The 14,015-nt window shown below is 72.2% G+C and carries 12 protein-coding genes; 5 read left to right on the plus strand and 7 right to left on the minus strand.

What is annotated here, in order from left to right:
* Window positions 1–4 precede the first annotated feature (4 nt).
* The 4 genes from cydC to ABH927_RS12045 are packed head-to-tail and all read right to left on the minus strand — an operon-like array spanning window position 5 to window position 5,472.
* Window positions 5–1,726 (minus strand): thiol reductant ABC exporter subunit CydC, encoded by a 1,722-nt coding sequence (gene cydC, locus ABH927_RS12030; RefSeq protein WP_370020856.1) that lies wholly within the window; start codon window positions 1,724–1,726, stop codon window positions 5–7.
* Window positions 1,723–3,450 carry a thiol reductant ABC exporter subunit CydD gene (gene cydD / locus ABH927_RS12035; protein WP_370020857.1) on the minus strand — a complete coding sequence of 576 codons (1,728 nt, stop codon included), beginning with the start codon at window positions 3,448–3,450 and terminating at the stop codon, window positions 1,723–1,725. Before cydD ends, cydC begins: the two co-directional genes overlap by 4 nt.
* A gap of 11 nt (window positions 3,451–3,461) precedes the next feature.
* Window positions 3,462–4,262, minus strand: a complete 801-nt coding sequence (locus tag ABH927_RS12040) for a cytochrome d ubiquinol oxidase subunit II (protein ID WP_370020859.1) — start codon at window positions 4,260–4,262, stop codon at window positions 3,462–3,464.
* A gap of 22 nt (window positions 4,263–4,284) precedes the next feature.
* Window positions 4,285–5,472 carry a cytochrome ubiquinol oxidase subunit I gene (locus ABH927_RS12045; protein ID WP_370020861.1) on the minus strand — a complete coding sequence of 396 codons (1,188 nt, stop codon included), beginning with the start codon at window positions 5,470–5,472 and terminating at the stop codon, window positions 4,285–4,287.
* Window positions 5,473–5,562: 90 nt separating this feature from the next.
* On the opposite strand from ABH927_RS12045, the gene ABH927_RS12050 reads away from it, so the two are divergent.
* A complete protein-coding gene (locus ABH927_RS12050; protein ID WP_370020862.1) occupies window positions 5,563–5,886 on the plus strand; it encodes a PadR family transcriptional regulator in 324 nt (107 codons plus the stop codon).
* Here ABH927_RS12050 and ABH927_RS12055 read toward each other — a convergent pair.
* Complete coding sequence (locus ABH927_RS12055; RefSeq protein WP_370020864.1) at window positions 5,846–6,568, minus strand: permease prefix domain 1-containing protein; 723 nt, start codon at window positions 6,566–6,568, stop codon at window positions 5,846–5,848. The two genes, ABH927_RS12050 and ABH927_RS12055, sit on opposite strands and share 41 nt — an antisense overlap.
* A gap of 282 nt (window positions 6,569–6,850) precedes the next feature.
* Here ABH927_RS12055 and ABH927_RS12060 point away from each other — a divergent pair, with 282 nt between their 5' ends.
* The 3 genes from ABH927_RS12060 to ABH927_RS12070 all read left to right on the plus strand — a co-directional run bounded on the left by ABH927_RS12060 (window position 6,851) and on the right by ABH927_RS12070 (window position 10,815).
* The gene (locus ABH927_RS12060; protein WP_370020866.1) at window positions 6,851–7,321 is read left to right on the plus strand and encodes a universal stress protein; all 471 of its coding nucleotides are present in this window, start codon (window positions 6,851–6,853) and stop codon (window positions 7,319–7,321) included.
* A gap of 81 nt (window positions 7,322–7,402) precedes the next feature.
* Window positions 7,403–8,230, plus strand: coding sequence for a universal stress protein (locus ABH927_RS12065; RefSeq protein WP_370020868.1), 828 nt, complete (start codon window positions 7,403–7,405; stop codon window positions 8,228–8,230).
* Window positions 8,227–10,815, plus strand: a complete 2,589-nt coding sequence (locus ABH927_RS12070; RefSeq protein ID WP_370020870.1) for a GNAT family N-acetyltransferase — start codon at window positions 8,227–8,229, stop codon at window positions 10,813–10,815. The genes ABH927_RS12065 and ABH927_RS12070 overlap by 4 nt, the downstream gene beginning before the upstream one ends.
* A 174-nt stretch (window positions 10,816–10,989) precedes the next feature.
* Here the strand turns inward: ABH927_RS12070 and ctaD are convergent, their stop codons facing one another.
* The gene (gene ctaD / locus ABH927_RS12075; RefSeq protein WP_370020872.1) at window positions 10,990–12,672 is read right to left on the minus strand and encodes a cytochrome c oxidase subunit I; all 1,683 of its coding nucleotides are present in this window, start codon (window positions 12,670–12,672) and stop codon (window positions 10,990–10,992) included.
* Window positions 12,673–12,767: 95 nt separating this feature from the next.
* Here ctaD and ABH927_RS12080 point away from each other — a divergent pair, with 95 nt between their 5' ends.
* The gene (locus ABH927_RS12080) at window positions 12,768–13,133 is read left to right on the plus strand and encodes a thioredoxin family protein (protein ID WP_370020874.1); all 366 of its coding nucleotides are present in this window, start codon (window positions 12,768–12,770) and stop codon (window positions 13,131–13,133) included.
* A 73-nt stretch (window positions 13,134–13,206) separates the two neighbouring features.
* Here ABH927_RS12080 and ABH927_RS12085 read toward each other — a convergent pair whose 3' ends face one another.
* On the minus strand, window positions 13,207–14,004 hold the full coding sequence (locus ABH927_RS12085; RefSeq protein ID WP_370020875.1) for an SAM-dependent methyltransferase: 798 nt from the start codon (window positions 14,002–14,004) through the stop codon (window positions 13,207–13,209).
* Between the last annotated feature and the right edge of the window lie 11 nt (window positions 14,005–14,015).

The following is a 14,015-nucleotide window of genomic DNA, read 5'->3' on the forward strand; positions in this document are numbered from 1 at the left end:
GTGATCATGCATGGCCACCTGTCATCGCCTCTGACGCCCAGAGGTCGCGGTAGTAGCCGGGAACGGCGAGCAACTCGGCGTGCGTTCCCCGCTGCGCGACCCGGCCGTTCTCCAGCACGACGATCTCGTCGACCTGCTCCAGCCCGCGCAGCCGGTGGGTGACCAGCAGGGTCGTCCGGCCCCGCGTGGCGTCGAGCAGGTCGGCCATCAGCAGGCCGGCCGTCTCCTCGTCGAGCGCCTCGGCCGGCTCGTCCAGCAGTAGCACCGACGGGTCGAAAAGCAGGGCGCGAGCGAGCGCCAGCCGCTGGAGCTGCCCGCCCGACACCGTGCGCCCGTCCTCGCCGAGCGTCGTGTCCCAGCCGGTCCGCTCCGCCCAGGTGTCCAGCCTGGCCTGCCGTACGGCACGCGCGAGGTCGCCGTCCGACGCGTCAGGCCCCGCGAGCCGGAGGTTGTCGCGGACGGTGGCCTGGAAGACGTACGGATCCTGGGTCAGCCCCGTCATCCTGGCGCGGACGTCGTCCGAGGCGTACTCCCGGACATCCACCTCATTGATCCGGATATTTCCGGACTCGATGTCCACCGTGCGCATCAGGGCCGACAGGAGTGTGCTCTTCCCGGCTCCGCTCGGACCGACGATCGCGACCCGTTTGCCCGGCGTCAGCGTCAGGCTGACCCCGTCGAGCGCGGGCTGCCGGTCCCCGTGGCGGACCACCAGGTTCTCGACCTCGACCGTCAGCGGCGGCTCTGGCGGGGGAGCGGGCGACTCCGGCTCGGCGACCGCCGGGGGCGTCGCCCTGATCTCTCTCAGCCTGCGCAGCGCCGCGAGCACCCCGGCGAACCGCTCGCCCGCGGCGGCGAGCGGCAGGACCGGCTCGAACGACACGAGAGCGGTCAGGGCCAGTACGGCTGTCGCGACCGTGCCCAGGTGCGCGGCCTGGGCCGTCAGCACCACGGTCACGACGGTCAGGCCCTGGGCGAGCACCCCCAGCCCGAGGCCGGCGGCGTTGATCCGCGCCTGGCCCCGCTCCAGCTTCGCGAGCCGCGCGTCGGCGTCCATCCCGGCAGCCAGCGCATGGCCCCGCGCGCCGTACGCCGCGAGGTCGGCCGCGCCGTGGACCAGGTCGGCGACTTTGGCTGCGAGCTCGGCCCGCGCGGGGGCGATCCTCGCCGACCATCTGCGCGCGGCGGCCGCCGTACCGGCCGGGAGGAGGACCCCCGCGACCAGCAGCCCGGCGGCGAGCACGAGCGCGGCGGCGGGCAGCAGGAAGGCGGCGACGACCACGGCGGCGATCCCGGTGAGGAGCGCGGCGACGGCGGGCAGCACGCACCGGACGAGCAGGTCCTGCACGGCGTCGGTGTCGTCGACCATCCGGCTGAGCAGGTCGGCGCCCCGGTGCGACAGCGGCCCGGTGGGGATGAGCGCCTGGTAGAGGCGCTCACGTGTCCCGGCCTGGGCCCGGAGGGCGACGTCGTGGCCGGCCAGCCGCTCGCCGTACCGGAAGATCCCCCGGGTGGTGGCGAAGGCCCGGACCGCCACGATCGCGACGGACAGCGCCGCCAGCGGAGGCTGCTCGGCGGCCCTCGTGATCAGCCAGGCGGCGGAGGCGATCAGCGCCACCCCGGCGAGGTCGGCGGCCGATCCGGCGAGCGCGGCGAGGGCCAGCCGCCGTGACATGCCCGGTGCCATGCCCGGTGACATGCCCGGCCCGGGGAGCGTGGCGGTCACGCGCGGCCTCCGATCACGTGGTCGCGGGGGGTGAGCCGGCCGGATTCGAGGTGGATGACCCGGTCCGCGAGATCGATCATGGCGGGGCGGTGGGCGACGATGATCGCGGTCCGGCCCTCCGCCAGCCGCCGCGTGGCCTCGACGACCGCGGCCTCGCTCCTGCCGTCGAGGCGGGCCGTCGGCTCGTCGAGCAGCAGCACCTCCGCCGACGGACGGCAGAACGCCCGCGCGAGCGCGACTCGCTGGCGCTGCCCGGCCGACAGGTTCGCGCCGCGTTCACCCAGCGGGGTGTCGTAGCCGTCCGGCAGCGCCTCCACGAACTCGGCCGCCTGGGCCGCGGCGGCGGCCGTACGGACCTCCTCGGGCGTGGCCGGCGAACCCAGCGCGATGTTGGCGGCGACCGACGTGGCGAACAGGTGCGGCCGCTGCGGCACGAAGGCCAGGCGGCGGCGCCACTCGTCGAGGTCGAGATCGGTCAGGTCGGCGCCGCCGACCAGCACGCGGCCCTCCGACGGGGTGACGAAGCCGAGCAGGAGGTGGAGCAAGGTGCTCTTGCCCGCCCCGCTCGGGCCGACGATGGCGACCCGCTCGCCCGGCGAGATGACCAGCGAGACGGCGTCCAGCGCCGCGTCGTCGCGTCCGGGATAGCGGACGGTCACCCCCTCCAGGCGGATCTCAGGCACTGCATGATCACGGCCACGTCCGACCCGGTCAGCGGACCGGGCGGGAATCCATGCATGATCACGGGCGGGTTGGTGCCGTTCAGGGGCCTCGCCGGGAACCTGTGCATGATCACGCGGGGTTGGCGTGGGGAGGAGGGCGAAGGCCTCGTCGGCGGCGGCGACGCCTTCCATGGCGGCGTGGAACTTGGCGCCCATGGCCCGGAGCGGGAGGTACGCCTCGGGGGCGAGCAGCAGCACGAGCAGGGCGGTGTGGAGGTCGAGGGATCCCGACAGCAGCCGGAGGCCGACGGGAACGGCCACCAGGGCCAGCGACAGCGAAGCCACCAGCTCCAGCACCAGCGACGACAGGAACGCCACCCGCAGCGTCTTCATGGTCGCCGCGCGGTGCGCCTCGGCCACCTCGCGGATCACCGAGGCCTGGTAGCGGGCGCGGCCGAAGGCCCGCAGCGTCGGCAGGCCGCGGACCACGTCGAGGAAGTGCCCGCCCAGCCGGGCCAGAGCCCGCCACTGCCGCTCGGTCACGGCCTTGGTGGTCCAGCCGACGAGCGCCCCGAAGATCGGGATCAGCGGCAGTGTGAGCAGGACGATCACGGCCGTGCCCAGGTCGGCCACGAAGAGCCGGACGACCACCGCGATCGGCACGATCCCGGCGACGGCCACCGCGGGCAGGTAGCCGGTGAGGTAGGGGTCGAGCGCGTCGAGCCCCCGGCCCGCCAGTGTGACCAGCTCGCCGGAGCGGTACGCCGCCGGGCTCAGGTCCTGGAAACGCGACAGCAGCAGGCGGCGCAGCGCCGACTTGAGCGCGGTCGCGGTGCGTCCGGCGAAGACGCCCTGCGCCCAGCCGAGCAGCCCGCGCGCCGCCACCACGAGGGCCAGGGGGAACAGGGCCGCCACGGCGAACCTGCCGGACAGCACCCCCGCCAGCAGCTCCGCCTGCGCCAAGACCAGCAGCCCGGCCGCCGCCGCCGCGGCCAGGCAGGCGGCGAGGTGGAGCCGGACGGTCCGCTCGGCGCGTGCCAGCCTCAGGAGATCCTTGTGCAACGAAGACCCAATCAGAAGAACGTCGGCACGGCGCCCCGGCTGAAGGTGCGCCATACCCATACTTGCGCGCCCACGAGGATCGGGGCGAACGGCAACACCATGACACTGAGCACACTCAGGGTCTCCGGCGGGGCGGCGTGGCCGACGATCGCCGAGGCCAGGAAGGCGACCGCGACCGCGGCCGGCGCGGCGGCGGCGCAGGCCGACAGCAGCAGGCCCCACCCGGTACGGACGGCTCCGCGGGCCGCCGGATCCCCGGGCAGCCGCCAGGCGGCGAAGGTCCATCCGTGGAAGCAGAACGCCGTGGCCACCACGACTCCCCCCGCTGCGCTGAGTGGATCGAGCAGCGGGCCGGACATGCCGGTGGCCATGTGGGCCATGTGGGCCATGTGGGCCATCGCCACCAGGGCCATCCCCCACGTCAGGGCCAGCCCGGCCGAGCCGAGGCACACCGCCCAGTCCCACAGCGAGCGCCAGGCGGCAGTCGATCTCGGGCCGTCCACCCGGCGGCGGAACCACAGCCCGGCGTCGCGCAGGATCCACGCCACGAGCAGGGACACCACGAGCGGATAGAGGCCGCTGAGCACCTCGCCCTCCAGCGCCGGGAAGGCGCCGAACAGCACGCCCGCGAGCGCGACCAGCCACACCTCGCCCGCCAGCACGAACGGCGCCATGGCGCCCACCAGCCGGTCGCGGTCGGCGCGCGACCGGCCCAGCACGGGCAGCAGCATGCCGAGCCCGATGTCGAAGCCCTCGAGGGCGAAGTAGCCGATCAGCAGGACGGCGAGCGTCCCGAACCAGAAGATCTCCATGATGTGGGGTCCTCAACAGGAGTCAGAAGGAGTGGGCGGGTGCGGGGACGGGATCCACGGGCCGGTCCGGCGCGCCGAGGGCCACATCCCCCGGGCCTCGCCGTACGGCACGGGCGATCAGCGTGTAGTCGATGACAGCGAGCAGCCCGAGCACCCCCGCGAAGGCGATGAACGAGCCGGTGACGGCGGTCTTGGACAGCCCCGGGGTGAGGGCGTCGCCCACCGAGAGCCTGCCGTACACCAGCCAGGGCTGGCGGCCCACCTCCCGCACGAGCCAGCCGGCGATCGACGCGACGAACGGCAGCGGTGTGAGGGCCATCAGGAGAGGGTGAAGCCAGCGCCAGCGGGCGAGCCAGTCGCGGATCAGCAGCGGCAGCAGCCCGAACATCACCAGGAGCTGGGTGAGCTGCCCGATCAGCAGCATGGTCCCCAGCGCCGCGCCGGGCACCGCGCCGGAGAACTTGTGCGGCTGGGTGATGCCCACCGGCCCGAACTGGGCGTACCCGAAGCCGACCGTGAGGAAGGAACCGATGAACGCGGTGACCACGCCCATCCGCAGCGACCGGACGAAGAACTCTCGCTCGGCGGTGCGCCGGAACAGGTGGTAGGCGCTCGCCCCCATGACGACGAAGCCGCCGCTCCACAGACCGGCGCTGATCACATGGGGGAGCGCGAAGACGAGGTTGGGGTTGGTCAGCAGCGCGCCGAAGTCCTGGAGCACCAGCCGGCCGCCCCGCTCGACCGCGCCCACCGGGTGCTGGAGGAACGAGTTCGCCACCATGATCCAGAACGCGGAGGCGTAGGCGGTCAGCGTCACCAGCCAGATGCAGGTGACGTGCAACGCCTTGGGCAGCCGGTGCCAGCCGAAGATCCACAGACCGAGGAAAGTGGACTCCAGGAAGAACGCGAGCAGCGTCTCCATGGCGAGCGGTGCCCCGAACACGTCGCCCGCGTAGCGCGAAAGGCCGCTCCAGCTCAGCCCGAACTGGAACTCCATCACCAGGCCCGTGAAGATGCCGAGCGCGTAGTTGATCACATAGAGCTGGCCCCAGAAGCGGGTCATCCGCTCGTGGAGCGGATTCCCGCTGATGGCGTGACGGGTGTGCGTGATCGCCACGAGGGGGGCCAGCCCCAGCGTCAGCACGACGAACAGGAAGTGGAGGCTTCCTGTGACGGCGAACTGCAGCCGGGCGAGGCCGACGACGTCCATAGAGACTCCCGGGGGAAAAGTATTGGTGTAGACAGTCTACGTATAGACAGCCTACATATAGGATGTCTCCATGGAAGATAGGCTTCCGGCATGAACGCCGACGCGCTCCGGGGGCACATGGAGGCGCTGCTCCTGTCCGTGCTGGAGCGTGAACCGCTGCACGGCTACGCCATCATCGAGGCGCTGCGCGAGCGGAGCGGCGGCGCGCTCGACGTGCCCACGGGCACGGTCTATCCGGCGCTGCGGCGGCTGGAGTCCGCCGGCTACCTCGCGGGAGAGTGGGCCGTCTCCGGGGGCCGCAAGCGCCGCACCTACCGGCTCACCGACGCGGGCCGTACGGCTCTCGCGGGCGAGCGCTCGGCCTGGAAGGCGTTCACGAGCGCGATCGGGAGCGTTCTCGACCCGTCAAGGTGAGGCCCGTCGAGGTGAGGCCCGTCGCGGTGAGACAGCGCGCCGCACTGAAGAGCTGGCACGCCCAGAAGGCGAAGCTGATCGCGGTGACGGCCGCTCCGGGGGCGTAGGCGCTGAACCCGGCCGGCCCGTGCGCGCCCCTCATCAGGGCCACGCACATCATCAGCAGGATCGGCATCTGCAGCCATACGAACAGGCCGAGCGCGCGGGTCACGAGCCGGGGGCGCCGGATCCGCCGCAGGCCGCGGCCCAGTGCGACCAGAGCCGCCCCGCCCAGGACGCCGATGGCGAGCTGGCTGTAGTCGACGACGCGGGCCAGCGGCTCGAACCAGCCCGGTTTGGGCGTCGTGAGGGCGGAAGGAGGCTCCGGGAAGATCTTCCAGATCACGCTCCACATCAGGGCCGTCAGAGGCACGCTGAGGAACAGCAGCGCGGCGGTCCTGCGGCCCTGGCTCACCGCGAGCGCCTCCTGGTAGCCGGGAGCGATCTCGGCCACCGGGCCGAAGTCCTCGACCGCCAGCCGCTCGGCCTCGGCCCGCCCGCACCCGCTCGACTCGTACGCCTCGGCGGCGTCGAGCAGGCTGTCCCGGGCCTCGGCGAGCAGATCGCGCTTGGCCCGGAGTGGACCGCTGACGGCCCGCCTGAGCCGGGCGACGTAGTCGTCGATCGCACCCGCGTTCGCCATTCGCCAAGCGTATTGCCCGTCGCCGCGGGTCGGCATCCGGGTAAACCCTGAGAAGGCGAGGGACGGCCCTCCGCCCCTGGCGGGTGACCCCCGGACGGGGGATAGCCTGAACCAGAGCAGAGATCCCAGCTTCCGGACATCACCGCCCGCCCCCCACGGTGAGAGGGGCGGGCGGTCGCGTGGGAACACCGAGGCGAGAGGGTCCGGTCTTTTTAACGTTTCGCCCCAGCAACACCGTATTAATCCGGGTAGGCGAGACTTGTAGGGGAGAGCGAGGCGGACGTGGACCAGGCGAAGATCGTGGTGGGAATCAACGGCTCGGCGGCCTCGGCCGCCGCGCTGCGGTGGGCCGCGGCGGAGGGCGTCCTCCGAGACGCGCGCGTCGAGGCGGTGTACGCCTGGGAGTGGTCGGGCGGGTTACACGCCCCCTACGCGCCGCTGTCGAACCGGACCTCGCGCGAGGACGAGTGCCGCGCCGCCTCCGACATGGCCGAGCAGGCCGTCCGCGAGCTCGGGGAGCCGCATGTCACGCCCGTCGTCGTCGAGGGGACGCCCGTCCAGGTGCTCCTGCGCGCGACCGCCGGCGCGGACCTGCTGGTCCTCGGGGCGCATGAGGCCATCGCCCAGCCGTACCCCGCGATCAGCCCGGTGGTCGCGTCCTGCCTGCTCAGGGCGCACTGCCCGGTCGTCGTCGTGCTGCCCGGCGTGACGCACGGGCGTTCGGCCGGGATGCTCGCCGGCACCCGCTCGTAAACCTCACAGGGGGCCGGAGGTCATCCCCATTCGGGACCTTCCTCCCTGCCGCGCCGCCGGACACGGCCGGACCATGAAGGCATGGACCCGATGACTGCGACCGGCGGCGTCGTCGTCGGATACGACGGCTCCGACTTCGCCATGCAGGCCTTGGACTGGGCGATGGACGAGGCCGAGCTCCGTGGAACGCCGCTCACCGTCTGTCACGCCTGGCGGTCGCCGTACGGCGAGGCCGACGAGGAAGCCCGCAAGTCGCTGCACCACGCCGCCGAGCATGTGCTCTGGCACGGCGCCGAATGCGCCCGCCAGTGCACCAGCGGCGTGCGGGTGCGCGAGGACCTGTTCGAGGGGCCTGCCGCCGAGCGGCTGGTGGAGCTGTCGCGCGGCGCCGACCTCGTCGTGGTGGGCTCGCGCGGCCTGAGCGGCCTCGCCCGGACCCTGACCGGGTCGGTGGCCGGGCACGTCGCCGGGCACGCCGCCTGCCCCGTCATCGTCGTCAGGGGAGCGGGCTCGCTGCCGCACCCGGAGCATCCCGGCCCGATCGTGGCGGGAGTGACCGGGCACGACGGCGACGTCCTGGCCTTCGCCTTCCGCGAGGCCGAGCTGCGGTGCCTGCCGCTGGTGGCCGTCCACGCCTGGCGCTACCCGGTGGGCGCGTGGAGCAGCGGCATGGCCCCCATGGTCATGTCGGACGTCCCCGGCAAGGAGGCCGTCGAGCTGCTGGAGCGGGCCGTCGAGCCGTGGCGCGACCGGTACCCGGACGTGGAGACCCGGCTCCAGCCCGTCGAGGGGCCGGTCCGTGACGTCCTCGCCGGCGCGGCCGCGAGCGCAACCCTGCTGGTCCTCGGGGCCGCGAAGTCCTCCGCGGTGAACCACGCCCCCTGCCCGGTAGCGGTCGTCCGGTCATGACCGCGCCGGTCTACGCTCTGCTGGCCGACGGCACCACGGTCGAGATCCGGCAGGCGCGGCCCGGCGACGCCCCGGCGATCCGGGAGATGCACGCGCGGATGTCGCCAGGCAACCTCTACCTGCGCTTCTTCAGCCGCGACCGCGACCTCCCGGCAGACGTGGCCGAGGTGCTGTGCCGTACGGACCCGGCGGGCCATGGCGTGCTGCTGGCGCTCCTGCGGGACGAGGTGGTGGGGATCGCCAGCTACGACGTCATGGGCGACGGCGTCGCGGAGATCGCCTTCGCCGTGCCCGACGACATGCACGGCCGCGGCATCGGAACCCTCCTGATGGAGCACCTGGGCTCGCTCGCGGTCTCGCGGGGCGTCCACACGTTCACCGCCGACACGCTGGCGTGGAACCACGCCGTGTCGAGGGTGCTCAGCGACACCGCGCTTCCGCTGCGGACCCGCTCCGGCGGCGAGGTCGTGGAGATCACTATGCCGCTCGCCATGGACGACCGGTACTTCGAGATCATCGCCGAGCGGGACCGCCGTGCCATCGTCGCCAGCCTGTCGCCCCTGTTCCGGCCGCGCTCGGTCGCGGTCGTCGGGGTGAGCGAGTCGCCCGGCTCCATCGGCGACGCGGTGCTCGGCAACGCCTCCGGCTTCGGCGGGCGGCTCTACGGCGTCGGCCGCGCCGTCGCCGGCCTCCCGGAGCCGCCGGACCTGGCCGTGATCACGGTCCCGGCCCCGGAGGTCCGCCAGGCGGCCGAGGACTGCGGCAGGTGCGGAGCCTCGTCGCTCGTGGTCACCGCCCGGCTCGACCAGGAGGCGGGGGCCGACCTGCTGCGGATCTGCCGCAGGTACGGCATGCGCCTGGTCGGCCCCGGCAGCCTGGGCATCGCCACGGAAGGCCTCAACGCGACCTTCGCCGCCACGCCGCTCCTGCCGGGGGTCGCCGGGGTGGCGGTCCAGTGTGGCGGCGTCGGCATCGCGCTCCTGGAGCACCTGGCGCGGACCGGCATCGGGGTCTCCTCGTTCGCCTCAGTGGGCGACAAGTACGACGTGAGCGGCAACGACATGCTCATGTGGTGGCGGTCGGACGAGCGGACCCGGCTGGCGATCCTCCAGCTCGAGTCCTACGGGGACCCGCGCAGGTTCGTCCGCACGGCGAGGGCCGCGGCCCGTGCCATGCCGGTCCTCACCATGCTCGCCGTTCGATCGCCCGCCGCCCCCCAGACCGCTCCCCAGACCGCCCCCGAGGTCAGCCAGACGGCCCTGTTCCACCAGGCGGGGATCGTCGCCATCGACAGCATGGGAGAGCTGGTCGAGGCGGCCGCCTTCCTCGCCACCCGGCCGGTGCCGCGAGGGCGGCGGGTCGCCGTGCTGTCCAGCGCGCGCGGGGCCGGGGCGCTGGCCGCCCGCGCCTGCGCGGACGGCGGCCTCGAGATCCCCCCGCTCAGTGAGGGGCTCCGCCGCGAGCTGGAGCTCCTGCTTCCCGTGGACGCGGACTGTGGCAACCCGGTCGACACCACCCCGGCGGTCGACCCGGCGACGATGCGGGAGTGCGTCACCCGCGTCGCCCGCTCGGGCGAGGCCGACGCCGTCATCGCCATCGCCGTGCCCACGGCGCTCGGCGATCCATCCGAGGGCCTGTTCGACCTCCCGGCGTCCCTCCCGCTGGCGGTGGTCCTGCTCGGCCAGGCCGACAACGTGACCGTACGGCAGGGCGTGCCGGTCTTCGGCTACCCCGAGAGCGCCGCCGGCGCCGTCGCTCACGCCGCCCGGTACGGCGCGTGGCTGGCCCGGCCCCCCGGAGTCGTCCCCGAGCTCGCCGCGGACCGGGAAGCGGCGACGGACATCGTCAGCCACTTCCTCGAACGCCACCCCGGCGGCGGCCGGCTCGACCCGGCGGAGGCGTTCCACCTGATGGAGGCCTACGACGTGCCCGTCCCCCCGTGGCGCTGGGCCAAGACGGCCGACGAGGCGGCCAGGGCGGCGCGAGAGCTCGGCGGCCACGTCGCCATCAAGGCACACGTCGCCGCCGAAGCCCACGTCGTTATCGAAGCCCACGGCGGGGACGCGGACGTCCAGAGCGTGCCGGGCGCCGTCGAGCCCGGCCTGTGGGGTGAGGAGGAGGTGCGGGCGGCGTGCGGGCGGCTGGCCGCACGCTTCGGCGGCCGGATGAGCGGCATGCTCGTCCAGGCCATGGCCGAGCCCGGCGTGAAGACCAGGGCGGGCGTCGCCGACCAGCCGGTCTTCGGGCCGCTTATCCTCTTCGGCCTCGCCGGGATGGCCGCCGACGTTCTCGGAGACAGGGCCGCCCGCCTCACGCCCGTCACGGACGTGGACGCCGAGGAGATGATCCGCTCGCTGCGCGGCTCCCCGCTGCTGCTCGGCGGCCAGGGACGGTCCGCGGTCGACACCGCCGCGCTGGCCGGCCTTCTGATGCGGCTGTCCCTCCTCGCCGAAGACCTCCCCGAGGTCGCGGAGCTCGATCTCGACCCGGTGGTCGCCCGCCCGGACGGAGTCGAAGCCCTCGACGCTCGCATCCGCCTCGCTCCCGCGCAACGGCAGCACCCATACGTACGCCGCCTCCGCTAATTGTTAGATCTATACGGTTCCATTCTTTAGTCACGCATGGGACCGGAGATCAGGGCAGCGGGGACGCCTCGCCGCTCGCCGCTTCCGAGTTCAACCCGCCGGGCCTGTACGCGCCCGACGCGTTCCGCTCGTCCGACCACGACCCGCTGCTGGTCGCGCTCAACCTGTAGGGGGTCAGTCCGCCGTCGGGTCCAGGGCGTCACGCTTCCCGGAGGCGGTCTCTCCCGGTTTCCCCCCGAGCCGCGGGTAGCGCAGGTCGAAGGCCGGGCGCTCGGAGCGGATCGGCGGGATGTAGGTGAAGTTGTGGCGCGGGGGCGGGCACGAGGTGACCCACTCCAGCGAGTTGCCGAAGCCCCACGGGTCGTTCTCGGTGACCCGCTCCCCGCGCCGTGCCGTACGCCAGACGTTGTAGAGGAACGGGAGGTTGGACAGGCCGAGCAGGAACGCGCCCGCGCTGGAGATCTCGTTCAGCCCCGTGAAGCCGTCGTACGGCGAGTAGTCCCCGTACCGGCGGGGCATGCCCTCGACGCCCAGCCAGTGCTGCACCAGGAACGTCATCTGGAAGCCGATGAAGACCATCCAGAAGTGGACCTTGCCGAGCCGGTCGTCGAGCATCTTCCCGGTGAACTTGGGCCACCAGAAGTAGAACCCGCCGAACATCGCGAACACGACGGTGCCGAAGAGCACGTAGTGGAAGTGGGCGACGACGAAGTAGGAGTCGGTCACGTGGAAGTCCAGCGGCGGCGACGCGAGGATCACCCCGGTGAGCCCGCCGAGCAGGAACGTCACGAGGAACCCCACGGAGAACAGCATGGGCGACTCGAACGTGAGGTGGCCCCGCCACATCGTGCCGGTCCAGTTGAAGAACTTCACCCCGGTAGGCACCGCGATCAGGAACGTCATGAGCGAGAAGAACGGCAGCAGCACCTGGCCGGTGGCGAACATGTGGTGGGCCCACACGGTCATCGACAGCGCGGTGATCGCGATGGTCGCGCCGACCATGCCCACGTAGCCGAACAGCGGCTTCCGGCTGAAGACCGGGATGATCTCGGTCACGATGCCGAAGAACGGCAGCGCGACGATGTAGACCTCCGGGTGGCCGAAGAACCAGAACAGGTGCTGCCAGATCAGCGGGCCGCCGCTGGCGGGGTCGAAGACGTGCGAGCCGAGCTTGCGGTCGGCCTCCAGGACGAGCAGCGCGGCCGCGAGCACCGGGAACGCGAGCAGCACGAGGATCGACGTGAAGAACACGTTCCACGTGAAGATCGGCATGCGGAACATGTGCATGCCGGGGGCGCGCATCGCGATGATCGTGGTGATGAAGTTGACCGAGCCGAGGATCGTGCCGAGCCCGGCCAGCGCCAGCCCCATGGCCCACATGTCGGCGCCGAGTTGCGGCGTGTAGGTCGCGTGGTTCAGCGGGGCGTAGGCCGTCCAGCCGAAGGCGGGCGCGCCGCCCGCGAAGACCCCGCCCAGCACCATCAGCCCGCCGAACAGGAACAGCCAGAAGCTGACCATGTTGAGCCGGGGGAACGCCACGTCGGGGGAGCCGATCTGCAGTGGCATGATCTCGTTGGCGAACCCGGCGAACAGCGGGGTCGCGAACAGCAGCAGCATGATCGTGCCGTGCATCGTGAAGAGCTGGTTGTACGTCTGGAGGTCCACGAACTGCATGCCGGGAGCGGTCAGCTCGGCGCGGATGACCATCGCGGCCGCGCCGCCGACCAGGAAGAAGAAGAACGAGGCGATCAGGTACATGTGCCCGATCACCTTGTGGTCGGTGCTCGACAGCCACGACGCGAGCACGGTGCCCCTCCGGCTCGGCACCGGGGTGGGGCGAACGGCCTGTGTGGTCATCCGGTGCTCCCTTCGCCAGGAGGATCACCAGGAATGGAATGCTGGATCTGTGTGGGTGGTTATGCCCGCTGAAGACCGGACGAAAGGAGTCGCCCGTGGCGACCATCGAGGTAACCGAGAAGAACTTCAACGAGATCGCCGACAAGGGCATCGTACTGCTCGACTTCTGGGCGTCCTGGTGTGGCCCCTGCCGTAGTTTCGCACCCATCTTCGAGAAGGCGTCGGAGCAGAACGACGACATCACCTTCGGCAAGATCGACACTGAGGCGCAGCCCGCCCTGTCCGAGGGGTTCGAGATCACCGCGATTCCCACGATCATGGCGATCCGGGACGGGATCGTGGTGTTCGCCCAGCCCGGCGCCCTCCCCGCGCCGGCGCTCGACGACCTGATCAGCCAGCTCCGCGCCCTCGACATGGACGCGATCCGCGCCGAGATCGCGGAGGAGACGAAGCAGGGCTAGGGAGTGTCCTACAAATGCTGCCGGTCGCGCGCAGCAGGGCTTGATTTGTCAGACACGACCTAGGCGAGCCCAGCTAGAGCTTGCGGCCGACGCCGCCGTAGCCGACCGACGCCGTCTGCGGGAACCTCGGCCGGCCGGCGTCGGGCCGCCAGTCCTCCGGGTAGACCAGGCCCGGCTCCAGCAGCTCGTATCCGTCGAAGAACCGCTCGATCTCGGCGTGCGTGCGCAGCGCGAGAGACGCGGTCGCCCGGTTGTAGACCTCCAGCGCGCCGGGCGTCAGGTCGGGCCTGGCGTCCCGCGCGTGGGAGACGGCCAGGTAGCTCCCCGGCGCGCTCGCGTCCCGCAGCCGCCCCACGATCTCGTACGGCTTGGCCTCGTCCGGGATGAAGTGGAGGATGGCGAACAGCAGAAAGGCCACCGGCCGGTCGAGGTCCACCAGCCCTTCCAGCGCCGGCAGGAGCACGTCGGGCTCCCGGAAGTCGGCCTGCAGGACGGACACGTTCTCCCCGCGGCCGAGGATCGCCCGCGCGTGCGTCACCACCACCGGGTCGTAGTCCACGTAGACCACATGTGTGCCGGGCGCCGCCCGGTGGGCGATCTCGTGCACGTTGCCCTGGGTCGGCAGGCCGGAGCCGATGTCCACGATCTGCCGGACCCCCTCCTTCACCAGGAAGTCCACGGCTCTCGCCAGGAACGCCCGGTTCTCCACGGCGGACAGCCGCGTGTCCGGAAAGACCTTGAGGATCCGCTGGGCGGCTTCCCTGTCCGCGGCGAAGTTGTCCTTGCCGCCCAGGTAGTAGTCGTACATGCGGGCGACGTTCGGCGTGGTGGGGTCCACGCCCTCGGGGGCGGGCCGGGGATCCGTCATCATGCTTCTCTTCT

Origin of the sequence: Planotetraspora sp. GP83 (assembly GCF_041262585.1) — a bacterium.
GTDB lineage: Bacteria > Actinomycetota > Actinomycetes > Streptosporangiales > Streptosporangiaceae > JAOEGB01.